This is a genomic window from Amycolatopsis sp. NPDC049159, assembly GCF_040648295.1.
Classification (GTDB): Bacteria; Actinomycetota; Actinomycetes; order Mycobacteriales; family Pseudonocardiaceae; genus Amycolatopsis; species Amycolatopsis pretoriensis_A.
Map to the genome: position 1 here is coordinate 40642 of NZ_JBEZDL010000034.1, position 24322 is coordinate 64963.

The 24322-nt window shown below is 72.6% G+C and carries 23 protein-coding genes and 1 tRNA gene; 4 read left to right on the forward strand and 20 right to left on the reverse strand.

Going from position 1 to position 24322, the window contains the following annotated elements:
* Positions 1-70: 70 nt before the first annotated feature.
* The 18 genes from AB0B33_RS42485 to AB0B33_RS42570 all read right to left on the reverse strand — a co-directional run bounded on the left by AB0B33_RS42485 (position 71) and on the right by AB0B33_RS42570 (position 18144).
* Entirely contained in the window at positions 71-781 is a 711-nt protein-coding gene (locus AB0B33_RS42485) for an SRPBCC family protein (protein ID WP_360782660.1), read from the reverse strand.
* Positions 782-870: 89 nt separating this feature from the next.
* Positions 871-1725 (reverse strand): xanthine dehydrogenase family protein subunit M, encoded by an 855-nt coding sequence (locus tag AB0B33_RS42490; protein ID WP_360782663.1) that lies wholly within the window; start codon positions 1723-1725, stop codon positions 871-873.
* Positions 1722-4163: a molybdopterin cofactor-binding domain-containing protein gene (locus AB0B33_RS42495; RefSeq protein ID WP_247013159.1), complete on the reverse strand. Its 2442-nt coding sequence runs from the start codon at positions 4161-4163 to the stop codon at positions 1722-1724. Before AB0B33_RS42495 ends, AB0B33_RS42490 begins: the two co-directional genes overlap by 4 nt.
* Positions 4163-4687, reverse strand: coding sequence for a (2Fe-2S)-binding protein (locus AB0B33_RS42500; protein ID WP_247013161.1), 525 nt, complete (start codon positions 4685-4687; stop codon positions 4163-4165). Before AB0B33_RS42500 ends, AB0B33_RS42495 begins: the two co-directional genes overlap by 1 nt.
* Positions 4688-4910: 223 nt before the next feature.
* The gene (locus AB0B33_RS42505) at positions 4911-6023 is read right to left on the reverse strand and encodes an XdhC/CoxI family protein (RefSeq protein WP_247013162.1); all 1113 of its coding nucleotides are present in this window, start codon (positions 6021-6023) and stop codon (positions 4911-4913) included.
* Positions 6016-7128, reverse strand: coding sequence for a VWA domain-containing protein (locus AB0B33_RS42510; protein WP_360782668.1), 1113 nt, complete (start codon positions 7126-7128; stop codon positions 6016-6018). The genes AB0B33_RS42505 and AB0B33_RS42510 overlap by 8 nt, the downstream gene beginning before the upstream one ends.
* A gap of 34 nt (positions 7129-7162) precedes the next feature.
* A tRNA-Arg gene (locus AB0B33_RS42515) sits at positions 7163-7239 on the reverse strand.
* A gap of 288 nt (positions 7240-7527) precedes the next feature.
* A complete protein-coding gene (locus AB0B33_RS42520) occupies positions 7528-9288 on the reverse strand; it encodes a hypothetical protein (RefSeq protein ID WP_360782671.1) in 1761 nt (586 codons plus the stop codon).
* Between the two features lie 31 nt (positions 9289-9319).
* Positions 9320-10189 (reverse strand): MoxR family ATPase, encoded by an 870-nt coding sequence (locus AB0B33_RS42525; RefSeq protein WP_360782674.1) that lies wholly within the window; start codon positions 10187-10189, stop codon positions 9320-9322.
* A gap of 618 nt (positions 10190-10807) precedes the next feature.
* A complete protein-coding gene (locus AB0B33_RS42530; RefSeq protein WP_360782677.1) occupies positions 10808-11416 on the reverse strand; it encodes a nucleotidyltransferase family protein in 609 nt (202 codons plus the stop codon).
* Positions 11409-12239 (reverse strand): IclR family transcriptional regulator C-terminal domain-containing protein, encoded by an 831-nt coding sequence (locus AB0B33_RS42535; RefSeq protein WP_247013172.1) that lies wholly within the window; start codon positions 12237-12239, stop codon positions 11409-11411. Before AB0B33_RS42535 ends, AB0B33_RS42530 begins: the two co-directional genes overlap by 8 nt.
* Before the next feature lie 10 nt (positions 12240-12249).
* Positions 12250-12651 (reverse strand): 4-carboxymuconolactone decarboxylase, encoded by a 402-nt coding sequence (gene pcaC / locus AB0B33_RS42540; protein WP_160701811.1) that lies wholly within the window; start codon positions 12649-12651, stop codon positions 12250-12252.
* Complete coding sequence (pcaD, locus tag AB0B33_RS42545; protein ID WP_360782681.1) at positions 12648-13424, reverse strand: 3-oxoadipate enol-lactonase; 777 nt, start codon at positions 13422-13424, stop codon at positions 12648-12650. The genes pcaC and pcaD overlap by 4 nt, the downstream gene beginning before the upstream one ends.
* 17 nt (positions 13425-13441) lie before the next feature.
* Positions 13442-13996, reverse strand: a complete 555-nt coding sequence (gene pcaG / locus AB0B33_RS42550) for a protocatechuate 3,4-dioxygenase subunit alpha (protein ID WP_360782684.1) — start codon at positions 13994-13996, stop codon at positions 13442-13444.
* On the reverse strand, positions 13993-14730 hold the full coding sequence (gene pcaH, locus AB0B33_RS42555) for a protocatechuate 3,4-dioxygenase subunit beta (RefSeq protein WP_360782687.1): 738 nt from the start codon (positions 14728-14730) through the stop codon (positions 13993-13995). Before pcaH ends, pcaG begins: the two co-directional genes overlap by 4 nt.
* A 12-nt stretch (positions 14731-14742) precedes the next feature.
* Positions 14743-15924, reverse strand: coding sequence for a thiolase family protein (locus AB0B33_RS42560; RefSeq protein WP_360782690.1), 1182 nt, complete (start codon positions 15922-15924; stop codon positions 14743-14745).
* Positions 15921-16679, reverse strand: a complete 759-nt coding sequence (locus tag AB0B33_RS42565; protein WP_247013183.1) for a CoA-transferase subunit beta — start codon at positions 16677-16679, stop codon at positions 15921-15923. Before AB0B33_RS42565 ends, AB0B33_RS42560 begins: the two co-directional genes overlap by 4 nt.
* Before the next feature lie 655 nt (positions 16680-17334).
* Positions 17335-18144, reverse strand: coding sequence for a CoA transferase subunit A (locus AB0B33_RS42570; RefSeq protein WP_360782693.1), 810 nt, complete (start codon positions 18142-18144; stop codon positions 17335-17337).
* Positions 18145-18321: 177 nt separating this feature from the next.
* Here AB0B33_RS42570 and AB0B33_RS42575 point away from each other — a divergent pair, with 177 nt between their 5' ends.
* From AB0B33_RS42575 to AB0B33_RS42590, 4 genes are all read left to right on the forward strand, one after another.
* Positions 18322-20400: an alpha-galactosidase gene (locus AB0B33_RS42575; RefSeq protein WP_360782696.1), complete on the forward strand. Its 2079-nt coding sequence runs from the start codon at positions 18322-18324 to the stop codon at positions 20398-20400.
* Positions 20401-20506: 106 nt separating this feature from the next.
* Positions 20507-21394 (forward strand): SGNH/GDSL hydrolase family protein, encoded by an 888-nt coding sequence (locus AB0B33_RS42580; RefSeq protein WP_360782699.1) that lies wholly within the window; start codon positions 20507-20509, stop codon positions 21392-21394.
* Positions 21395-21403: 9 nt separating this feature from the next.
* Complete coding sequence (locus AB0B33_RS42585; protein ID WP_360782702.1) at positions 21404-22336, forward strand: D-glycerate dehydrogenase; 933 nt, start codon at positions 21404-21406, stop codon at positions 22334-22336.
* On the forward strand, positions 22333-23454 hold the full coding sequence (locus AB0B33_RS42590) for a glycerate kinase (protein ID WP_360782705.1): 1122 nt from the start codon (positions 22333-22335) through the stop codon (positions 23452-23454). Before AB0B33_RS42585 ends, AB0B33_RS42590 begins: the two co-directional genes overlap by 4 nt.
* Positions 23455-23508: 54 nt before the next feature.
* Here AB0B33_RS42590 and AB0B33_RS42595 read toward each other — a convergent pair whose 3' ends face one another.
* Complete coding sequence (locus AB0B33_RS42595; protein ID WP_247013195.1) at positions 23509-23802, reverse strand: iron-sulfur cluster biosynthesis family protein; 294 nt, start codon at positions 23800-23802, stop codon at positions 23509-23511.
* Between the two features lie 81 nt (positions 23803-23883).
* Complete coding sequence (locus AB0B33_RS42600; protein ID WP_360782709.1) at positions 23884-24294, reverse strand: hypothetical protein; 411 nt, start codon at positions 24292-24294, stop codon at positions 23884-23886.
* Positions 24295-24322 lie beyond the last annotated feature (28 nt).

The window sequence follows — 24322 nt, forward strand, 5'->3', positions numbered from 1 at the left end:
CGAAATCGCGCCGACGGTCTTGGCCGGGCCCGCGAGCACCGGCGAAGCGATGCGGCTCGCCGGGACCCGCCTACTTGCGCAGCGCGCGGATGATCGCGATCACGCCGGCCACCGCGGCGATGCCGAGCAGCACCGGCGCCAGCCGCTTCAAGACCGACTGCCCCGCGTAGTCGAGCAGGTCGATCGCTTCGGTCTCCGGGGCCGCCGGGACGCTGCGCAGTGGCGGGCGGTCCGGCTGCGGTGCCGAGGGCCGGGGTTCGGTGTTGATCTCCGCCGTCGTCGGCGCGGGCTTCACCGCGGGCTCGGGCGCCGGAGCGGCGGCCGGCGCGGCAGCCGGCTCCGGGGCGAGCTTCCCCGACAGGCACCCCGCGAACGTGTCCAGGATCTTGCCGCCCACCTCGCTGATCAGGCCCCGCCCGAACTGGGCCGGCTTGCCGGTGATCGCCAGGTCGGTCGCCACCGAACCGTGGGTGCCGCCGTCGCTCTCCGTCAACGTCAGGGTGACCGTCGCGGACGCCGTGCCGGCCCCCCGCGAGTCCTTGCCCGAGGCCTTGATCGTGACCTTGTGCGCGGTCTCGTCCTTCTCGAGGAACTCGCCCTTCCCCTTGTAGAGCAGCGAAATCGGCCCGAGCTTGACCTTCACCGTGCCGCTGAAGGCGTCGCCTTCGACCTTGGTCAGCGTGGCTCCCGGCATGCACGGGGCGACGCGCTCGGGGTCGACGACCGCCTGCCAGACCTCGCCGATCGGGGCCGGGACGGTGAATTCGTGGTCGAGCCGCACGGGCCGACCTCCTCTCTGCCAGACCTGGGGTGTCCGGTGCCCACCCTAGCCGCCGCCGGGGCCGCGGCCAGGGTGGACGACCGGAGTCCTCAGGCCCCGGCCGCCGCCGCGATGGCACGGCCCGTCAGCACCTTCGCCAGGTGGCGGCGGTATTCGACGTCGGCGTTGCCGTCGACCGGCGGATTCGTGCCCTCGGCCGCGTGCGACGCCGCCGCGCGGATCGAATCCGCCGCGGCCTGGACGCCGACCAGCGCCGCTTCGACGCCCGAAGCGCGCACCGGCGTGGAGCCCATGTTCGTCAGCGCGACCCTGGCCTCCTCGATGACGCCCGCCTCGGTGCGGACGGTGACCGCGACCGCGACCATCGACCACGCCTGGGCGACCCGGTTGAACTTCTCGTAGTGCGCCCGCCACCCGGTGTGCTTGGGCACACGGACCTCGACGAGCAGCTCGTCCGGAGCCAGCGCCGTGGTGAACAGGTCCTGGAAGAACTCCGCGGCCGGCACCGTCCGGCGCCCCGAGGGCCCGGCCACCACCAGCGACGCTTCCAGCGCGAGCACCGGCGCCAGCAGGTCGCCCGCCGGGTCGGCGTGGGCGATCGCGCCGCCGAGCGTGCCGCGGTGGCGGATCTGCGGGTCGGCGACCGTGTCGGTCGCCGCCTTGAGCAGCGCCGCGTGCTCGGCGACCAGCGGGTCGTGCTGGACGTCGTAGTGCGTCGTCATCGCGCCGATCACCAGCGCGTCGCCGTCCTCGCGCACGCCGCGCAGCTCCGGGACGCGCCCGAGGTCGATCAGCGTCGTCGGCGCGGCGAGCCGCATCCGCAACACCGGGAGCAGGCTCTGCCCGCCCGCCAGCACCTTGGCGTCCTCGCCCGCCGACGCCAGCGCCTGCACCGCTTCGTCCACTGTGGACGGGCGGGCGTACTCGAAGGGAGCCGGGATCACTGCGCACCTCCGGAGGCGTCGATCGAACCGAGTCCGCCACCGGCTTCGCCGCGGCCGGGGCCGCCCGCGTCGGTGGTGCCGTGCTGCATCGCGTGCCAGACCCGCATCGGCGTCAACGGCATCTCGATGTCGTTCACCCCGAAGTGGCGCACGGCGTCGATCACCGCGTTGACCACCGCCGGGGTCGAGGCGATGGTGCCCGCCTCGCCGACGCCCTTGGCACCCAGCGGGTTGGTCGTCGACGGCGTTTCCGTGCGGTCGGTGGTGAACGACGGCAGGTCGGCCGCCGAGGGCAGCAGGTAGTCGGCGAACGTGCCGGTGGTGAGCGTGCCGCTCTCGTCGTGCTCGGTGCCTTCGAACAGCGCCTGCGCGATGCCCTGTGCGAGCCCGCCGTGCACCTGGCCCTCGACGATCAGCGGGTTCACCGCGACGCCGACGTCGTCGACGCAGACGTAGGACCGCAGCTTGATCCGGCCCGTCTCGGTGTCCACCTCGGCCGCGCACAGGTGCGTGCCGTGCGGGTAGGAGAAGTTCTCCGGGTCGAACGTGGCGTCCGAGTCGAGCGACGGCTCGACCCCGTCGGGCAGGTTGTGCGCCGCGAACACCGCGAGCGCGATGTCGGCGATCCCGGTCGAGGTGTCGGTGCCCTTCACGGTGAACTTGCCGTTCGCGAACTCCAGGTCGTCCTCGGCGCATTCGAGCAGGTGCGCCGCGATCGGCTTGGCCTTCGCGACCACCTTCTCCGCCGCCTTGACGACGGCGATCCCGCCGACGACCAGCGAGCGCGACCCGTAGGTGTCCATGCCCTTGTGGGAGGACTGGGTGTCGCCGTGGATGATCTCGACGTCCTCGAACGCGACGCCGAGCTGGTCGGCGACGATCTGGCTCCACGCCGTTTCGTGGCCCTGGCCGTGCGCGGACGCGCCGGTGATGACCTCGACCTTGCCGGTGGGGAGCATCCGGATCGCCGCGTGTTCCCAGCCGCCGGCGCCGTAGTCGAGCGAGCCGAGCACCCGCGACGGCGCGAGCCCGCACATCTCGGTGAACGTCGAGATGCCGATGCCGAGCTGGACCTTGTCGCCGGACGCGCGGCGCTTCTCCTGCTCGGCGCGCAGGCCGTCGTAGTCGAAGAGCTGCTTGGCCTTCGCCGTCGCGGCTTCGTAGTTGCCCGAGTCGTAGGTCAGCCCGCACACCGTGGTGAACGGGAACTCCTCGTGCTTGATCCAGTTCTTCTCGCGCAGCTCCAGGGGGTCCACGCCGAGCTCGACGGCGAGCTCGTCCATGATCCGCTCGATCGCGAACGTCGCTTCCGGCCGGCCGGCACCTCGGTAGGCGTCGGTCAGCGTCGTCGTCGTGTACACGTTGGTGCACGCGAAGTGGTACGCCGGGAACTTGTAGATCGCGTTGAACATGAACGCGCCGAGGATCGGTACGCCGGTGCCGACCAGGCCGTTGTACGCGCCGAGGTTGGCGAGCAGCTCGACCTTGAGGCCGGTCACCTGTCCGTCCCGGGTGGCCGAGATGGTGATGTCCTGGATCTGGTCGCGGCCGTGGTGCGCGGCGAGCATCGTCTCCGAGCGCGTCTCGTTCCACTTGACCGGCTTGCCGAGCTTCTGCGCGACCAGCAGCGACATCATCTCTTCGGGCAGGACGCCGATCTTGCCGCCGAAGCCGCCGCCGACGTCCGGGGCGATCACGCGCAGCTTGTGCTCGGGGATGCCGAGCGTCAGCGCCGACATCACGCGCAGGATGTGCGGCACCTGGGTGGCCGACCACATGGTGAGCTGCGTGCCCGTCGGGTCGACGACGCAGGCGCGCGGCTCCATGAACGCCGGGACCAGGCGCTGCTGGCGGAAGCGGCGCTTGACGACGACCTCCGCCGAGCTGATGGCCTCTTCGACGTTGCCGCCGGTGCCGGCTTCGGCCGAGTCGAACTTCCAGACGGCGCTGGTGTTGCTGCCCTGGTCTTCGTGGACGAGCGGGGCGCCGTCGGCGATCGCGGCTTCCATGTCGAGGATGACCGGGAGCTCGTCGTACTCGACGTCGATCTCTTCGAGCGCGTCGTGCGCTTCGGCCGACGTCCGCGCGACGACGACCGCGACGCCCTCACCGGCGAAGTTGACCTGGTCGGCGGCGAGCACCGGGCGGCGCGGCGCCTTCATGTCCGGCGTGATCGGCCACGCGCAGGGCATGCCGATCGAGCTGTCCGGGTCGAGGTCCTTCGCGGTGAACACGGCGACCACCCCGGCGGCGCCCTTCGCCGCCGACGTGTCGATCGAGACGATCTTGGCGTGCGCGAACGGGCTGCGCAGGACCGCCATGTGCAGCATCCCGGGCAGCGCGAGGTTGTCGGTCCAGCGGGTGCGGCCGGTGATCAGCCGTTCGTCTTCCTTGCGGCGGCGGGACTTCCCGACCTCCGGTTCGATCGTGGCGGTCATCAGTCACCACCCACGCCGACGTGCTTGTTCTCGGAGATCCGTTCCGCTTCGGGGCCGGCGCCGGGGCTCATGTTCTGCGCGGCGTCGCGGACCGCCCGGACGATGTTCTGGTAGCCGGTGCAGCGGCAGAGGTTGCCTTCGAGTCCTTCCCGGACGGCCTGTTCGTCCGGATCCGGGTTGTCGGCCAGCAGGTCGATCGACTGCATGATCATCCCGGGCGTGCAGAACCCGCACTGCAGGGCGTGGTTGTCGTGGAAGGCTTTCTGCACCGGGTGCAGCTGCCCGTCCCGGGCGAGGCCTTCGATGGTGGTGACCTCGCAGCCGTCGGCCTGCACGGCCAGCACGGAGCAGGACTTCACGCTGTGGCCGTCCAGGTGGACGGTGCACGCGCCGCAGTTGCTGGTGTCGCAGCCGACGACGGTCCCGACCTTGCCGAGCTTTTCGCGCAGGTGGTGCACGAGCAGGGTGCGGGGCTCGACTTCGTCGGTGTACTTCGTCCCGTCGACGGTGACGGTGATGCGCATCAGGCCTCCAAAAGCCGGTTCGGGAACGGCCTGCCCGAGGTGATCGGGCTCACAGACTCCCGAGCGTGCTACGCGACCTTGGCGCGGACAAGCCCTGATGTCACACGTTCAACTACTTGTTCCGCAGATGCACGGGAATGCACTGCGCAACTCCGCACGTGCGGAAGTCCGGATGGGTGAACTTTTGTAAGCCACCCGGAGCAGTGCCGCCCGGGGGCTTTCATCAGCCGTGAATGCGTCCGGTCAGCTCGGCGAGCCGCTTGCCGCCGCCACCCCACCGAAGCGCGATGATCTCCGCGGCGATCGAGACGGCGGTTTCTTCCGGTGTCCGGGCACCGAGGTCGAGACCGATCGGCGAGGACAGCCTTTCCAGCTCCCCCTCGGTGATCCCGGCTTCGCGCAAGCGGGCGAACCGGTCGTCGTGGGTCTTGCGGGAGCCCATCGCGCCGACGTAGCCGACCTCCAGGCGCAGCGCGATCTCCAGCAGCGGCACGTCGAACTTCGGGTCGTGGGTCAGCACCGCGATCGCCGTGCGCTGGTCGATCCGCCCCGCGTCCGCCTCCGCCTTCAGGTAGCGGTGCGGCCAGTCGACGACGACCTCGTGCGCGTCCGGGAAGCGGCTGCTGGTGGCGAACACCGGCCGCGCGTCGCACACCGTGACCTGGTAGCCGAGGTAGCCGCCCATGCGGGCCATCGCTGCGGCGAAGTCGATCGCGCCGAAGACCAGCAGCCGGGGCGGCGGCTCGAACGAGTTGACGAACACCGCCATGCCCTCGCCGCGGCGCTGCCCGTCCGGGCCGTAGTGCAGGGTGCCGGTGCGGCCGCTGGCCAGCAGGCCGCGCGCGTCGTCGGCCACCGCGTCGTCCATCCGCGACGACCCGAGCGAGCCCGCGGTGCGGTCCGGCCAGACGATCATGTGCTCGCCGACCAGGCCCTCACGCTCGTGCTCGATCACCGTCACCACGGCGACGGGCTCGCCGCCGCGCACCGACGCGACGACGTCGCCGAGCTCCGGCATCGACGCGCGGTCGACGTGCTCGACGTAGATGTCGATGATCCCGCCGCAGGTCAGGCCCACCGCGAACGCGTCGTCGTCGGTGACGCCGTAGCGCTGCAGCACCGGCTTGCGCTCGGCGACGACCTCCTGCGCGAGCTCGTAGACCGCGCCTTCGACGCAGCCGCCGGACACGCTGCCGGCGACGGTGCCGTCGGGGGCGACGACCATCGCGGCGCCGGGCGCGCGCGGCGCCGACGAGAAGGTGGCGACCACGGTGCCGAGTCCGACGGTCTCGCCGTCGGTCCAGCGGCGGAACACGTCGTCCAGTACGTCACGCATCGGCAATCTCCCGGAGCAGTTGTTCCAAGGTGGCCAGGGTGTGCCCGGCCAGCAGCCGGTCGATGTGGGGCAGCGCCGCGACGATGCCCGACTGGACCGGAGCGTACCCCGCCCTTCCGGCGTGGGGATTCACCCAGAATACGGCGTGCGCGAGCCGGCGCAGGTGGGCGAGCTGCTCGCCGAGCAGGCCGGTGTCGCCGCGCTCCCAGCCGTCGGAGAACACCGTGACCACCGCGCGGCGGGCCACCCCGCGGCGGCCCCAGCGGTCGAGGAACGCCTGCAGCGTCTCGCCGAGCCGGGTGCCGCCGGCGAAATCGGGCACCGCGGAGCCGGCCGCGAGCATGGCGCGTTCCGGGTCCCGCTGGCGCAGCTGGCGCGACACCCGCGTGAGGCGCGTGCCGAGGGTGAAGACCTCGACCGCCTGGGGCGCGGACCGCGTCAGGACGTGGGCGAACCGCAGCAGCGCGTCGGCGTACGGGCTCATCGAACCGGAAACGTCGATGAGCAGCACCACCCGGCGCGGGCGCGTGCCGCGGCGGGCGTGCACGAGCTTGAGCGGCTCGCCACCGCTGGCGAGCATGGCGCGCAGCGTGCGCGACGGGTCGAGCCGGCCGCGCCGCGACGGCGTCCGCCGGGCGGCCGGCCGCTTCGGGGGCACCGGTTTGAGGGTGGCCAGCAGCTCACGCAGGTGTTCGCGTTCGGCCGTGGTCAGCGCGGCGAGGTCGCGGTGGCGCAGCACTTCCTGGGCGCTCGCGGCGACTTTCAGCTGGTCCTGGCCGTCGCCGCCCTCGGCGTCCCCGCCCTCGGCGTCGACGAGCGGCGCGATCCGGGCCTGCTTCGGCGCGGCGGTCTTCGTGCGCTGCGGAGTCGGCGTCTCGATGGAAAACCACTGGCTGAAGGCTTCTTCGTAACTCGGGAGGTCGTCGGGGCTCGAACACAGCGTCAGCCGCCCGGCCCAGTACAGCTGCGTGGGCTCGGCGACGTCGATCTCGGCGACGGCGGCCAGGTAGGCCTGCACGCGGTGGGCGTCGCAGGCCACCCCGGCTTCGCGCAGCGCGGCGGCGAACCCGGCGTACCCGGCGACGGGATCGGCGGCGGTGGTCATGCCCCCATTGTGCGCTCGTTCGGGGGTGCACTGCTGGTGTCCCGGCGAGGAGTCGAACCTCGGACCTCGGCGTTCGTAGCGCCGCGCTCTGTCCTGCTGAGCTACCGGGACGAGGCGGCCCGCGCACCCGCCCCTCCCCGGGTGGGCACGCGGACCGCGCTCTTCGCCGCGGCCGACCCGGTAGCGGCGGGTGGGCGCGAAGAGCTTTTCGGAAAGATTTCAGCGAACGGCGTGGGAGACCGTGGCGCGGCGGTTCCGTTGTCGGGTCACGATCTCCTCCTCTCGGTGGCGGTTCCGGCTGTGTGAGGAAAAGGATGCCGGAGTCGCGCGAGCCCGGCAACGCAATTAAAACGCCCGCCCGGTCCATTGTGGACCGGGCGGGCGTTTCGGGTTCGTGCGTCAGGAAACCTTCATGCCGGGCTGGATGTTCGCGCAGCCGCGCAGGCCGGCCGTCTTGTTCAGCTCCAGGATCGGCGGCAGCGTCTTCTGCGCGTACGCCTGGAGTTCGGCGAGCTTCGCCGGGTCGACCAGGTCGCGCCGGACGTGGTAGCTGACCCAGTTGCGCGAATCGACGGTCATGTTCCCGATCGGCTGGTTGACGAAGATCGTCACGTAGTCCTGCTCGAACCGCGGGTCCCGGTCGAACTGCAGCGTGGTGATCCACGAGCCGATGAACGTGATCAGCTCCGGCTTGGCCTTCGTGAAGACGTAGTCGCGCAGGCCCTGCATGTCGGCGCGGTGCAGGTAGTCGGCGATCGGCTTGTCGCCGAGGCCGGCCAGGTCGAGCACCCGGATGCGGCTGCCCAGCGACGTCCCGCCGAGGTCGATCAGCCCGACCTGCGCGGTGTCCGGCAGCTTCAGGATGTCCGCGAAGCCGTTGACGGCCTGCGCGTCGCGCTCGGCGACGATGCAGAACGCGGTCTTGACGTTGGCGCGGTAGGTCGTGCCCTGGGTGTAGAACCCGCTCACCGAGCTGACCGCGGCCACGACCAGCAGGCAGGCGAGCACGATCCGGCCGCGCAGCCGGGCCGCGGACAGGGCCTCGACGACCACGACCACGGCGCCGAACGCGCCGAGCGTCCAGACCGGGGTGGCGAAGCGCAGCTGCCCCATCCAGTCGTACTCGAGGACGATGTAGGCGACGACGGTCAGCCCGAAGGGCGCCAGCAGCGCGATCAGGCCGGTGCGCAGCTTCGACGGCCGGATCATCAGCATCACCAGGCACGCGACGGCGATCGCGACGACCAGCCAGCCGACGTAGGAGACGATCTCCCCGGGCCGCGCGAGGTCGTCGAGGTTCGGCGGCTCCTGCCCCTTCGCGACGGCGGTGTTGGGCACCAGCCGGCCGAACTCGAACCAGCGGAAGACGACGTAAGCGCCGTACGGTACGGCGAAGCCGGCGACGGACAGGACGACCGCGCGGACGCTGCGGCCGAGCAGCTCCCGCTTGAGGAACAGCAGGACGACGATCGGGTACGCACCGGCGTAGATGATGCCGTCGGGCCGGGTCAGCGCGGCGAGCACGGCGATCAGCCCGGTGCCGACGGCGACCTGCGTGCCGAGCAGCCGTCCGCCTTGGACCGCGCGCAGGATCACCACCGCGAGCGCGGCGACGGTCAGGGCGTAGAAGGAGTTCTCGAGCCCGGAGAAGCACCAGATCACGAACGACGGGATCGCGGCGAGCACGGCCCCGGTGAGGAAGGTGACCAGCGCCGGGCGGCGGGTGAGCGTCTTGGCGCCGAAGTAGAACAGGACGAGGACGCCCAGGCAGCACGCCAGCGCGAGCGCCTTCGGGAAGAGGATCTGGTCGTTGACCCCGAACAGCGTCCCGTGGTCGAACAGGCCGACGAGCTTCCCGAGCGCGAGCAGCACCATCCAGGTGGGGTTGGAGTACCCCTCGACCGGCGAGGCACCGGGCTGCAGGACGGGCCCGAAGCCGTCGGCGACGTTGCGCGAGTAGGCGAACGTGATGGCGGCGTCGTCGATCAGCCAGTGGCCGTAGAAGGACGCGTGCACGGCGATCAGCGCGGTGCCGCCGAGGATCGCGGCCACGGCGGCGAGCTTGCCCCGCCAGGTGCCGGTCCTCGCCCCGGCCGCCTCGGGCCGATCCGGCGCCGGCTCCGCGGCCGGTCTCGTCTCGGTCGTTTCCGCCACGCTCATCCGCAGGTTCTCCCCCGTCTCGGCCCTCGGGTCAGGCGAACAGGGCGTCGAGTTTCGCCCGTACCCGGTCGAGGTCTTCGCTGTACTTCAGGACGGCCCCGAGCGTCCGCGCCGCGGTGGCCGCGTCCAGCTCGTCGCGCTCAAGAGTCATCAGGGCTCTCGCCCAATCGAGTGACTCAGCTACTCCCGGTGGCTTCAGCAGGTCCATTTCACGGAGCCGATGCACCGCTTCAGCGATCTGCCGAGCTAAAACTTCACCTATTCGAGGGATTCTACGGCGCAGGATCATGACCTCCCGAACCAGGTCCGGGTGTTCCAGCCAGTGGTAGAGGCACCGCCGTTTGAGAGCGTCGTGCACCTCCCGCGTCCGGTTGGAGGTGAGCACGACGAGCGGCGGCTGCGCGGCTCGGACCTCCCCGTACTCGGGGATGGTGACGGCGTTCTCGTCGAGCAGCTGCAGGAGGAAGGCTTCGAACTCGTCATCGGCGCGGTCGATCTCGTCGACGAGCAGGACGCAGGGAGCTTTGAGGGCCTGCAGAAGGGGCCGGGCTAGGAGGAAGCGTTCGGTGTAGAGCGACCGTTCGGCGGCCTCGACATCGAGCGTGCCGGCGGCTTCGAGCGCCCGGAGGTGCAGGAGCTGGCGGGGGAAGTCCCACTCGTAGAGCGCCTGGGCGGCGTCGATGCCCTCGTGGCACTGGAGCCGCACGAGAGGACGCTCGAGCGCGGCGGCGAGGGCGAGGGCGAGCGAGGTCTTGCCGGTACCGGGTTCGCCTTCGCAGAAGAGCGGGCGCCCCATCTTGAGCGCGAGGAACCCGGCGGTGGCCAGCCCGTCATCGGCGAGGTAACCGGTCCCGTCGAGAGCAACGGCGAGTTCTTCGGGCGAGGCGAGCAAGTCGGTCACGCCCCGATCGTAGGCGGCGGGTGGGGAGGGTGCGGTGTGTGCGGAGCAGGAGGCCCGGACGGATGACCCACGGCCGCGTGCCCGCCGGAGCGCGCGGCGGGGCACGGCCGGGGTGCGGCCGTGTGCCCGGCGGGGTGCGGCGGGGCGCCTGCCGGACGCGGCCTGGTGCCCGGCGAGGCGCGGCCGGGTGCGCGGGCGCAACTGGCGTGCCGCGCTGCGGGGCGGCGGCTTGCTGGCCGCGGCATGCCAGGTGGCCGAGCGCAACTGGCGTGCCGCGCCACGACGCGCTGGCCAGGAGGCGGCGGGCCGGGGCGGCCGGGGACAGCTCGCATGCCGGGCGGCGACTTGCTGGTCGGCATGGCTGCAGAACCGGGGCAACCCGAGGCCGGCCTGCCGAGGCGGACGGCAGGCTGGCCCGCCTGCCGGAGGGCGGGCAGGCGGCTGCAGTGCCGGAGCGGCCGGCGGCCCGGCCCGAGGCGGCTCGCGTGGGCGGTGTCGACTCGCTGGGTGAGGCCGCGGGCCGGGACGGCGTGGGAGGGGCTGGGCGGGAAAGGGTAGCGGGGAGCAGCGCGGGCGGAGCGGCGAAGTGCCGGAAGCCGCTTGCGCTGGGGCGGGTGGTCAGCGGGGCGGCGGGTTCGGCAAGTCGGTGGGGCGGTCGACGTCGCGGCCGCTACCCAGGTCGGCGCACTCGATCAGTCTCAGGTCCTTGCGGGTCGCGAGCCAGTCTCGGGCGCCTCGGTCGCCTTGGGCGGTGGCTGCGATCTCCGGCCACCAGTCGCGGCCGAGGAGGACTGGGTGGCCGGGGACTCCGTTGTACGACGCGCGGGCCACTGCCTCCGGGGTTGCCTCCGCGGCGACCCGCGTGAGGATCTCGGGGCCTACCCACGGCAGGTCGACCAGGTGGACCAAGGCCGCCACCGGAGCGTCGGGGGTTTCCGCCAGTGCGGCCAAGCCTGCTCGGAGGGAGGCTCCCATGCCCGTCTGCCAGTCCTCCGCGAACACCGCCGACGATGGGTCGGGGAGGAGGGCGCGGACTTCGGCGGCAGCTGCGCCCACGACTACGCGGATCGGGGTGCAGCCTGCCGCCGTCAGGGTTTGGAGGGCTCGGCGGACCAGGGGTTCGCCGTTCAGCTCGACCAGGGCCTTCGGGCCGCCGAAACGGCGGCCGGCTCCTGCGGCCAGGAGGAGGCCGGCGACCCGGGTGGCAGGCAGTGGGGGGTCAGCCATGGGCTCGGCCCGGGGCTCCGATCGCCAGGTCCGCTTCGATCGCGCGGGCCGTCTCCAGGAGTGGGGGGACCAGGTTCTCGCGGACCGACTCCGCCGTCGTGCGGCTGGCGTGCGTGGACAGGTTGACCGCCGCCACCGTGCGGCCCTTGCGGTCGTGGATCGGGGCCGCCACCGAGCGGAGGCCTTCCTCCAGTTCCTGGTCGACCATCGCCCAGCCCTGGTCGGCCACCGCCGCCAGTTCCGCGCGCAGGGGGTCCGGGGCCGTCACCGTGTGGTCGGTGAGGCGGTCCAGGCTCGCCACCAGGAAGTACGCCTCCAGCTCCGCCTTGCTGAGGCCGGCCAGCAGGACGTGGCCCATCGAGGTCGCGTACGCCGGGAAGCGGGTGCCCACGTTGATGCTGACCGTCATGATCCGGGAGATCGCCACCCGCGCCACGTAGACGATGTCCGTTCCTTCGAGGACCGAGACCGAGCTCGACTCGTGGACCGTCGCGGACAGCTTCTCCAGGTGCGGCTGGGCCACCTCGGGCAACGTCATGCTCGACAAGTACGCGTAGCCCAGCTCCAGCACGCGCGCGGTCAGGGAGAAGTACTTGCCGTCGGTGCGGACGTAGCCGAGGTCGGTCAACGTCAGCAGGAACCGGCGGGCCGCCGCGCGGGTCAAGCCGGTCGCGCGGGCGACGTCGCTCAGGGTCAGCTCCGCCGCTCCCGCGTGGAAGGCCTTGATCACGGCCAGGCCGCGCTCCAGCGACTGCACGTGGTGGGCACCACGGTGCGCCGGCTCGCTGTCCAGCTCGACGTCGATCGGCCTCCCCGCGTCCATGACCGGCACCCTATCCGGCGTCGGCCGGCCGGGCGCTCGGCTCGCCGAGCTCGGCGAGGGTGCGCTGCGCGATGGCGAACGCCGCGTTCGCCGCCGGCGCGCCCGCGTAGACGGCCGTGTGCAGCAGGACCTCGCTGATCTCCGCCGCCGTCAGGCCGTTGCGGACCGCCGCGCGGACGTGCATCGCCAGCTCGTTGTGCGCCTGCAACGCCGTCAGCGCCGCCAGCGTCACGCAGCTGCGCGTCCGGCGGTCGAGGCCGTCGCGGGACCACACCGACCCCCACGCGCCCTCGGTGATGTAGTCCTGGAACGGGCGGCTGAAGTCCGTCGTGCCCGCGACGGCGCGGTCGACGTGCTCGTCCCCGAGCACCTCGCGCCGCACCTTCATGCCCTGTTCGTGCCGGTCGGTCACACTCGCTCCAAGTGGTCGAGGATCAGCCGGGTGAACTCCGCCGGCTGCTCGTAGCTGCCCAGGTGCGCCGCGTCCGCGACGACTTCCAGCCGCGCGCCCGGGATGCCCTCCGCGATCGGGCGCGAGTGCTCCTCCGGCGGGGTCGCGGGGTCGTCCGCGCCCGCGATCACCAGCGTCGGGGCGGTGATCTTCGGCAGCGCGTCGAGCTGGTCCATCCGCTCGATCACGCCACAGCACGCCGCGTACCCCTCGGCCGGGACCCCGGCGATCATCGACCGCAGGTAGGCGGCGCGGTCCGGGTGCCGCTCGGCGTAGCCCGGGGTGAGCCAGCGGGTGACGCCCGCCGCCGCGACCGCGGAAGTGCCCTCGGCGCGGACCTTGGCGGCCCGCTCCGCCCACATGCTCGGCGGGCCGAGCTTCGCGGACGTGCAGCACAGCACCAGGCTCGCCACCCGGTCCGGTGCGTGGGCGCCGAGCCACATGCCCGTCATCGCCCCGAGCGAAAGCCCCACCAGGTGGGCCCGCTCGACCTCGAGCTCGTCGAGCAGCGCGAGGACATCGGCGCCCAGGTCGTCCAGTTCGTACGGACCCGGTGGCACCGGCGAGGCGCCGTGACCGCGTGTGTCGTAGCGGACCACGCGGAAGCCGCGTTCGAGCAGCGGCACCACCTGGGGCTCCCACATCCGGAGGTCGCTGCCGAGCGACCCGCCGAACACCACCACCGGCCCGTCCTCCGGGCCTTCCACGACCCGGTGCACCCGCACGGAGCTCACGCCGCCTCCTCCTCCGTTCATACCGCGAAGAACACCGTCTCGCCGTCGCCCTGCAAGCGCACGTCGAAGCGGTAGCCGTCGTCGGTCTTCGCCGCGATGAGCGTGGCGCGCCGCTCCGCCGGGACGGTCGCCAGCACCGGGTCCGCGGAGTTGTCCTGGTCCTCGAAGTAGATCCGCGTGACGACCCGGTTGAGCAGGCCGCGCGCGAACACCGACACGTCGATGTGCGGCGCCTGCGTGGTGCCGCCTTCGCCGGGGACAACGCCGGGCAGCAGCGTGAGGATCTCGTACGTGCCGTCGACGTCCGTCGGGCAGCGGCCGAAGCCGCGGAACTCGCCGTTCGCCGCGCCGCGCGGGTCGTCCGGGTGGGCGAAGCCGCCGTCGGGGTCGGCCTGCCAGGTCTCGATCATCGCGTCCGGGACCGGGTCGCCGTTGCCGTCGCGGACCGTGCCGCGGATCCGGAACGCGCCGGGCGTGCCTTCGGGCACGACGTGCGGGCCGTCGGGCCAGGGCAGCCCGATCGACAGGTAGGGGCCGACCGTCTGCGAAGGGGTGGGGAGCAGCCTGGTCATTCGTCCTCGTCCTCTTCCTCTTCGAACACCGACGCGTCACGCCCGCGCAGCACGATGTCGAACTGGAACCCGAGCGCCCATTCGGACTGGGTGATCTCGTGGTCGTAGCGCGAGACCATCCGCTGCCGGGCCTTTTCGTCCGGGATCGAATTGAAGATCGGGTCCTGGGAGAACAGCGGGTCGTCCGGGAAGTACATCTGGGTGACCAGCCGCTGGGTGAACGCCGAGCCGAACACCGAGAAGTGGATGTGCGCGGGGCGCCAGGCGTTGTCGTGGTTCTTCCACGGGTAGGCGCCGGGCTTGATGGTGGTGAAGGTGTAGCGGCCGTCGCTGTCGGTCAGTGCGCGCCCGACGCCGTCGAAGTTCGGGTCGAGCGGCGACGGCCAGCGGTCGCCGGTGTGCCGGTAGCGGCCGCCGGCGTTCGCCTGCCAGATCTCGACGAGGGAGTCGCGCACCGGGCGGCCGTCGCCGTCGAGGAGCCGGCCGGTGACGATGATCCGCTGGCCCTGCGGCTCGCCCGCGTGCTGACGGGTGAGGTCGTTGTCGAGCTCGCCGAGCCGGCCGGGGCCGAGCAGCGGGCCGGTGACCTCGGTCAGCATCTGCGGGAGCAGCACCAGGTCCTGCTTGGGGTGCCGCAGGGCCGTGGAGCGGTAGCCGGTGGAGTCCAGCGGGGGGTGCGTGCCTTCGGGGTCCTGCCCGTAGCGCGGCAGCCTGAGTTCGGTCGGAGTGGCCACGTCTGTTCTCCTTTACCGGCCTTCGAGGACGACGGCCAGGCCCTGGCCGACGCCGATGCAGATGGCGGCCAGGCCCCAGCCCCCGCCGCGGCGGTGCAGGTCGTGGGCCAGGGTGCCGAGGATCCGGCCGCCCGACGCGCCGAGCGGGTGCCCGATGGCGATCGCGCCGCCGTGGGTGTTGACGATCTCCGGGTCGAGGTCCTTCCAGTCGCGCAGGCAGGCGAGCGACTGCGCGGCGAAGGCCTCGTTGAGCTCGACCGCGGCCAGGTCGTCCCAGCCGATGCCGGCGCGCTCGAGGGCGATCTCGGCCGCGCGCACCGGGCCGATGCCGAAGACGTCCGGGTCGACGCCGGCTGCGCCCCGGCCGGCGATGCGGGCGAGCGGAGCCCTGTTCAGCCGGCCGGCGGCGGCTTCGTCGCCGAGCAGGAGGGCCGAGGCGCCGTCGTTGAGCGGGGAGGCGTTGCCCGCCGTGACGGTGCCGTTTTCCTTGCGGAACACGGGCTTCAGCTTGGCGAGTTTCTCGGGGCTGGAGTCCGGGCGGATACCTTCGTCGCGGGCCAGGTCGACGCCCTCGATCGTGACGACGAGGTCGTCGTAGAAGCCTTCGTCCCAGGCCTTGGCGGCGTTGACGTGGCTGCGCGCGGCGAAGGCGTCCTGCTCGTCGCGGCCGATGCCGTAGCGCTCGGCGAGCTGTTCGGTGGACTCGCCGAGGGAGACCGTCCACTGCGACGGCATCGCCGGGTTGACCATCCGCCAGCCGAGCGCGGTGTTGTAGAGGGTCTGGTTGCCGGCGGGGAACGCCTTTTCGGGCTTCGGCATGACCAGCGGCGAGCGGGTCATCGACTCGACGCCGCCGGCGACGACGAGGGAGGCGTCGCCGACCTGGATCGCCCGGCTCGCCTGGATCGCCGCGTCGAGGCCGGAGCCGCAGAGGCGGTTGACGGTGCTGCCCGGGACGGTCGTCGGCCAGCCGGCCAGCAGCGCGGCCATGCGGGCGACGTTGCGGTTGTCCTCGCCCGCGCCGTTCGCGTCGCCGAGGGTGACTTCGTCCACTGTGGACGGATCGAGGCCGGCGCGGGCCTGGAGCGCTTTGAGGACCCCGGCGGCGAGGTCGTCCGGGCGGACGCCGGCCAGCGCCCCGCCGTAGCGGCCGAACGGGGTGCGGATCGCGTCGAGGATGTAGACGTCGGTCATGCGCTCGCCTTCTCCAGGTCTCGGAGCACCTTGAGCTCCTGCTCGGTCGGGGCGGGGGTGGCCTTCAGGTCCTCCGCGACCTTCAGTTTCCACCCCGTCGCCGCGATGGCCCGATCGAGCTCGACGCCGGGGTGGAGCTCGGTGAGGGTCAGTTCGGCGGTCTCGGGGTCGGGGCGCAGCAGGCCCAGGTCGGTGACCACCAGGGTCGGGCCCTGGCCGGGGAGGCCCAGGCGCTCACGGTCGCCCCTGCCCGTTCCGTGGCCGAACGAGGTGACGAAGTCGACCTTCTCCACGAACGCGCGCGGGTTCTGGCGCAGGACGATGAACACCTCGCCGCAGGAGGCCGCGATCTCCGGGGCGCCGCCCGCGCCCGGGAGGCGGACCTTCGGGTCGTGGTAGTCGGAGCCGATGACCGTGGTGTTGATGTTGCCGAACTTGTCGAGCTGGGCGGCGCCGAGGAAGCCGACGTCGATGCGGCCCGGCTGGAGCCAGTAGTTGAAGACCTCGGGGACGCTGACCACGGCGTCGGCGGTGTCGGCCAGCTCGCCGTCGCCGATCGAGAGGGGCAGGCGGGAGGGCTTCGCGCCGAGGCAGCCCGATTCGTAGATCAGGTTCAGATCGGGGGCGTGGGTGCGGCGGGCGAGGTTGGCCGCCTTGCTGGGGAGGCCGATGCCGACGAAGCAGGACTTGCCGCCGGCGAGGGCGCGGGCGGCCGCGACGCTCATCATCTCGTCCGCGGTGTAGTCGGTGCTCATGCTCGGACCTCCGCGGGGCGGGTTCGGGTGAGGGGTCGGGGTGCGCCGGCGGATGCGGTTGGGCGGGCCGGGTGGGTGCGGCCGGTGGGCCGGGATGCGGTGCCGGCGCGGGCCGGGCGGGTGCCGCCGGCGGGCCCGGATGAGGCGGCAGCGCGGACCGGGCGGGTGCGGCCGGTGAGCCGGGATGTGGTGCCGGCGCGGCCCGGGCGGGTGCCACCGACGAGCCCGGATGAGGCGGCAGCGCGGGCCTGGCGGGTGCCGCCGACGGACCGAGACGCGGTACCGGCGCGGGCCGGGCGGGTGCCACCGACGAGCCCGGATGAGGCGGCAGCGCGGGCCTGGCGGGTGCCGCCGACGGACCGAGACGCGGCGCCGGCGCGGGCCGGGCGGGCGCCGCCGACGGACCGAGACGCGGCGGCAGCGCGAGCCTGGCGGGTGCGGCCGGCGGGCCGGGATGCGGTGCCGGCGCGGGCCGGGCGGGTGCCACCGACGGGCCCGGATGCGGCGGCAGCGCGGGCCTGGCGGGTGCGATCGGCAGGCCGAGTTGCAGCGAAGCGGCCCGCGTCGGTCGGGCAGCCGAGACCGGCGGGGCGAGGCGGGCTCGAATGGGCGGGACGGGGGTGGCTCGGCGGCGGGGGAAGGGTGCGGGTCCGACTCATGCCGTCACCCCCGTCAGGTTGTTCAGCCACTTCGTGAACTCCTCGCGGTCGCGGCCCACCGCGTCCCATGCCTGGTACGCCGCGTTGTCGCGCTCGTAGTACCCCGCCGCGTACGACGGCTTCGCGCCGCCCGGGACCTCGGCCACCGCGGTGACCGCCCAAGACGGGAGGACTACCGCGCCCGGGCGGGGCTCCAGCTCGTCGACGATCTCCTCCACCGTCACGATCGAGCGCTTCGCCGCCAGGACCGCTTCCTTCTGGACGCCCGTGATGCCCCACATCTGGACGTTGCCCGCGCGGTCGGCGCGCTGGGCGTGGACGATCGTCACGTCCGGGTTCAGGGCCGGGACCGCGGTCAGCTGCTCGCCGGTGAAGGGGCACGTGATCGGCTTGATCGTGTCCGTCTGGGCCGGGAGGTCCGTACCCGTGTAGCCGCGCAGGACCGCGAACGGCAGACCTGATGCGCCGGCGACGTAGCGGTTCGCCATGCCCGCGTGGCTGTGCTCCTCGATCTCCAGCGGGACCGGCCAGTCGTGCTGGACGGCGTCGCGGAAGCGGTGCAGTGAGCCCACTCCCGGGTTGCCGCCCCACGAGAAGATCAGCTTGCGGGCGCAGCCCGCGCCGATCAGCTGGTCGTAGACGATGTCCGGGGTCATCCGCACCAGCGTGAGGTCACGCTTGCGCTGCCGGATGATCTCCTGCCCGGCCGCCACGGGGATGAGGTGCGTGAAGCCCTCGAGCGCGACGGTGTCCCCGTCGTGCACCAGCCGGGCCACGGCCTCCTCGAGCGACAGCAGCTCCGCCATCACGTGCTCCAAACTGTTCGCATCACGCACACTCGTTCTGCAACCGAACATAGCACGCCTCCCGGCCCCCGAACAGCCGTCTTCCACCCAATGGATGACGCACGTACAGCGAAAGCTCGGCCGATCCGGATCAGCCGGGAGCCGTGCGGAAGCTTGGTCGTGCCTACGCTCGGGAGCATGTCGCTCGTCGAACACGACCCCGCGCGCCGGCTCTGGCTGCTGCGCACCCCCGAGAGCTCGTACGCCTTCCGGCTCGACGCCGACGACCGGCCGCGGCACGTCCACTGGGGCCCGCCGCTGACGCCGGCCCAGGCCGCGCAGGTCGCCGCGCGCCGCAACCCCGCCGACAGCAGCTTCGACGAGCCGGGCGACGAGCGGCAGGAACTCCCGGCCGAGGGCGGCGCGTTCTTCGGCGTCGCGGCGCTGGCCGTGCGGTACGAGGACGGCACGTCGGCGCTCGAGTGGCGCTACGCCGGGCACACCAGCACCGAGGACTCCCTGGTCGTGCGGCTCGCCGACCGGCACTACCCCCTGGAGCTCTCGCTGCACTACCGCGTCCGCGGCGACGTCGTCGAACGCTGGACGTCGCTGCGCGCGGACGAGCCGGTTTCCCTGCTGCGCACCGATTCCGCGGCGTGGACGCTCCCCCGCCGCGACGGCGCCCGGCTGACCCGGACGTCGGGCGCGTGGAGCGCCGAGCACGGGGTGCTGCGCGAGCCGCTGCCGGTCGGCGAGACGACGTTGACCAGCCGCCGCGGCGTGTCGAGCCACCAGGTCGACCCGTGGGTGATGCTGGACGCGGGCGACGCCACCGAGACGGCGGGCGAGGTCTGGAGCACCGCGCTCGCCTGGAGCGGGAGCTGGCGGATCACCGTCGAGCGCACGCACACCGGGCGCGTGACGTGGACCGGCGGGTTCGGCCACGAGAACGTCGCCTGGCGGCTGCGGCCCGGCGAAACCTGGGAGACGCCGGTGTTCGCCGGGCTCTACGCGGCCGACGGCTTCGGCGGGACGAGCCGGCGCTGGCACGCCTACGTCCGCGAGTTCGTCCAGCCGCGCCCCGGGGAACTGCGGCCGATCGTCTACAACTCGTGGGAAGCGACCGGGTGGGACGTCGACGAGAAGACCGAAACCGAGCTGGCCGCGGCCGCCGCGAAGCTCGGCGCGGAACTGTTCGTGATGGACGACGGCTGGTTCGGCGCCCGCACCGGTGACGCCGCCGGGCTCGGCGACTGGACCGCGAACGCACAACGCTTCCCGGCCGGGCTCAAGCCCCTGGCCGACGCGGTCCACGCGCACGGGATGCGGTTCGGGCTGTGGGTCGAGCCGGAGATGGTCAACCCGGACAGCGACCTCTACCGCGCGCACCCGGACTGGGTGCTGCACATGGCGAACCGCGAACGCACTGCGCTCCGGAACCAGCTCGTGCTGAACTTCGCGCGCGCGGACGTCGCCGGGTGGGCGCACGAGTGGCTCGACCGGCTGGTCGGCGAGCACGGCATCGACTACCTCAAGTGGGACATGAACCGCGCTTTCACCGAAGCCGGCTGGCCGGGCGGGGAGGCCGGGCGCGTGTGGGTGGACCACGTCCGCGCGGTGCACGCCATCCTGGACCGGCTGCGCGCCGCGCACCCCGCGTTGCGGATCCAGGGCTGTGCGGGCGGCGGCGGGCGCACCGACCTGGGGATCCTCGCCCGGACCGACGAGATCTGGGCGTCCGACAACACCGACGCCGCCGACCGGATCACCATCCAGCACGGCTACGGGCAGCTCTACCCGGCGGGCACGATGTCGGCCTGGGTCACCGACAGCCCGAACCCCACCACCGGCCGCGAAGCGCCGTTGAGCTTCCGCTTCCACGTCGCCATGGCGGGCGTGCTCGGCCTCGGCGGCGACCTGCCTCGCTGGTCCGCCGCCGAACTGGCCGAAGCAGCGGAGCTTGTCGCGCTTTACAAGGAAATCCGGCCGGTCGTGCAGCACGGCGAGCTGTACCGGCTGGCGGACCCGGCGACCTCGGCGTTGACCGCGGTGCAGTACGTGCTCGGCGGCGAGGTGGTCGTCTTCTTCTGGCGACGGCCCGCGGAGTTCGCGCGGCCGTTCACGCCGCCGCGGCTCGCCGGGCTCGACCCGGCGGGACGCTACCGCGACTCCGGCGGCGTCGTGCACGACGGCGCGGTGCTGCTCAGCCACGGCCTCGACGTGGGCTTCCCCGGCAGCGGGTACGCGAGCGCGGTGGTGCGGCTGACCAGGGTCTGATTACCCACGTCGATCGGACTGGCCGGAGCGGGTGACGTCGATTGACTTTTCACCGGACGCGAGCTGAATGTGAAAGTCCTTCACCACGCTCGCCAACGGAGGCAGCATGCGCAAGCGCCTGTCCGCTCTGCTCGTCGTGCCCGCGCTCGCCATGCTCGCCTTCGCCGCTCCGGCGTCGGCGAGCACGAGCTACCACGAGTACGTCGCACTCGGTGACTCCTGGACCGCCGACGTCTTCGTCACCTTCCCGCCCACCACGCAGTACACGCCGCTCGACTGCGCGCAGTCCACTTCGGACTACCCGCACGAGCTGGCCGGCGCGCTCGGCGTCGAGACGTTCCGCGACGCGAGCTGCGGCGGTGCGACGACGACCGACTTCACGCAGCCGCAGAAGCTGCCGCTGGGCGGGACGAACCCGCCGCAGTTCGACCGGCTCACCCCGGCCACGGACCTGGTGACCGTCGGCATCGGCGGCAACGACATCGGGCTCGCGGCGGCCGTGACGAAGTGCCTCAACCTGCTCCCGGTCAGCACCTGCAAGGCGAAGTTCACCGCCGGCGGCGTCGACCAGCTGGAAAACGCCGTCACCGCGACGGAACCGAAGATCGCCGCGGCGCTGCGGGGCATCGAGGACCGGTCGCCGAACGCACGGATCCTGCTGGTGAACTACCTCGCCGGGCTGCCCGCGAGCGGCAAGGGGTGCTGGCCGGTGATCCCGGTCGCCGACGGCGACATCGCCTACCTGCAGGCGAAGTTCCTCCAGATGAACGCGATGCTCGCCCGGGTCGCCGCGGCCAACGACGTCGAGCTCGTCGACACCTACTCCCCCACGCTCGGCCACGACGCCTGCCAGGCGCCCACCGTGCGGTACGTCGAAGGCCTGATCCCGGTTTCGGTGAGCAACCCGCTGCTGCTCGCCTTCCCCTTCCACCCCAACGGCGCGGGCGCGGCGGCGCAGTCGGAGATCGTTCTCGGGGCCGTTCAGGGGGACTAGGCTGTCGGGGTGGCCAAGATCGCGGTGACCCGGTGGATTCCCGACGACGCGGTGAAGCTCCTCGCCGAAGCGGGCGAAGTGGTGGTCTCGCCCGCCGACCGCCCGCTCACGCCGGAAGAACTGCACGAGTTCGTGGCCGGCGCGGACGCCGTGGTCGGGATGCTGCACGACCGGCTCGACGGCGCGTTCGCCGACGCCGCCGGGCCGGGCCTGAAGGTGGTCGCGAACGTCGCGGTCGGCTACGACAACGTCGACGTCCCGGCGCTGGCCGAGCGCGGCGTGGTCGTGACGAACACGCCGGGCGTGCTCACCGACGCGACCGCCGACCTCGCCTTCGGCCTGCTGCTCGCCGTCACGCGGCGGCTCGGCGAAGGCGAACGGCTGCTGCGCTCGCGCACGCCGTGGTCGTTCCACCTCGGCTTCCTGCTCGGCTCGGGCCTGCAGGGCAAGACGCTCGGCATCGTCGGGTACGGCCAGATCGGGCGGGCGATGGCGAAGCGCGCCGAAGCGTTCGGTATGGAGATCGTCCATTCGGGACGGTCGGGACGCGGTTCCGTTTCCTTCGAAGAACTCCTGGCGCGCTCGGACGTCGTCTCGCTGCACTGCCCGCTGACGCCCGAGACGCGGCACCTCATCGACGCGGCCGCGTTGCGCGCCATGAAACCCGGCGCCTACCTGGTGAACACCACGCGCGGCCCGGTCGTCGACGAAGCCGCGCTGGCCGACGCGCTCGAAGCCGGGGAGATCGCCGGGGCCGCGCTGGACGTGTTCGAGAAGGAACCCGAGGTCGAACCGCGGCTGCTCGGCCGCGACGACGTCGTGGTGAGCCCGCACCTCGGGTCCGCGACGGTCGAAACCCGCACCGCGATGGCCGTGCTGGCCGCCCGCAACGTCGCGGCGGTGCTCGCCGGGCGGGACCCGCTGACGGAGGTGAAGCCGTGACCCGTGTCGTCGTCGCGCCCGACAAGTTCAAGGGCAGTCTCACCGCGGTCGAGGCCGCGGAGGCCATCGCACTGGGCGTCCGGGATGCCTTGCCGGACGCCGAAGTCGTCTCCTGCCCGGTCGCCGACGGCGGCGAAGGCACCCTCGACGTCCTCGAAGCGGCGGGCGCCCGGATCGTCCGGCTGTCCGTCCGCGGCCCGCTCGACGAGCACGTCAAGGCGCGGTACGCGGTGCTCGACGGCACCGCGTACGTCGAATCGGCGCGGGCGTGCGGGATCGAATTCGTCGACCCCACCCCGGAAACCGCGCTGGCCGCGCACACCTGGGGCGTCGGCGAACTGCTGATGGACGCGCTGATGCACGGCGCGAAGCGGCTCGTGCTGACGGTCGGCGGCACGGCGAGCACCGACGGCGGCGCCGGGATGCTGGGCGCGCTCGGCGCCGGTGTGCTGGACGCGTTCGGCTCGCCGGTCGGGCTGGGCGGCGCGACGCTGACGCGGGTCGCGTCCACCGAGCTGACGCCGGTGCGCGAACGCCTCGACGGTGTGCGCGTCGCGGTCGCGACCGACGTGACGAACCCGCTGCTGGGCCCGTCGGGGGCCGCCGCGGTGTTCGGGCCGCAGAAGGGCGCGCGGGAAGAAGAGGTGGCGCTCCTCGAAGAAGGACTCGGCCGGTGGGCGCACGCGCTGCAGGTGGGCGGGGCGCCCGACGTCTCACGCGTACCGGGCGCCGGTGCCGGTGGCGGGGTCGCGGCCGGCGCGATCGCCGGGCTGGGCGCGACCGTGGAATCGGGGTTCGACCTGATCGCCGGGCTGACCGGGGTCGACGCCGCCGTGCGGGGCGCGGACCTGGTGATCACCGGGGAAGGGTCGCTGGACGAGCAGAGCCTGAACGGCAAGGCGCCGGCCGGGATCGCTTCCCGGGCCAAGGGGATTCCGCTGCTGGTGCTCGCGGGGCGGATCCAGCTCGACGACGCCGGGCTCGCGCGGCTGGGCGTCGTCGGGAGCAGCGCGTTGATCGATCACGCGTCTTCTGTCGAGGAGGCGCAAGCGAACGCGCCGGAGCTGCTGCGGGCTTGCGCCGCGCGGCTGGTGCGGGAGTGGCGCTCCCGCGGGTGACGCAACCGGGCGAACGGACCTCTCGCGACGCTGCGAAAGGCCCGTCCGCCGCGGTCAGCTCGTGTGCTGGGGCAGTACCGCGAAAGCGACTCCGCCCGCTTCGTCCTCTTGGACGTCCAGCACCTTGTCGTCGAGCAGCGCCGCCGCCTGGGGTTCGAGGAACACCTTCGGGCCCTCGTCGACCCCGAGCACGCTGTCGCCCTCGGCGGGTTCCGGCGCCACCGACAGGGCCAGCTGGGCGCTTTCGCCGTCGGCGTTCTGGACTGCCAGGCGGAGCCCGGCGTCGCCCTCCCCCTGGCTGGTCAGCGCGGTGATCGCCTCGGCGGCGGCTTCGGTCACGGTCAGCATCTTCGGCCTTCCCTTCGTCGCGGTCCGATGCACTGGTGCCCCACGCTAGGGGCGCCCGAACGGACGCGCAGTCTGAGCGGATCAGCCCTGCCGGGCCGCGCGGATGGCGTCGGCGACCGAGCCGCCGGCGTAATCCGCCTGTTCGCCGGGATCCGGGTCCGCGTGCCGGTGCGGCACCTCGTCGTCCGGGGTCACCTGCTCGTAGTCCGGCGGGGCGTCCTCGATCGTCTCGTCGAGCTCCGCCGCCGGCGTCGCCGCGAGCGGGCGCTCCGGCACCGGCTCCGGTTCGGCGTCCGGCTCCTCTTCGGCCAGGCGCTGTTCGATCGGCTCGCCCTCCCGGATCTCGCTCGGCGTCGTGCCGAAGCGGTCCGCGGCGCTCCAGTGCTCCGGTGGCTCGACGCCCTCTTCGAGCGGATCCACGCGCAGCTCGTCCTCGTCCAGCGCTTCGCTGGGGCTCAAGCTGTCCGGTTCGACCGAGTCACGGTCACTCACCAGTCGTCTCCTCGCGCTCGGAACTCGT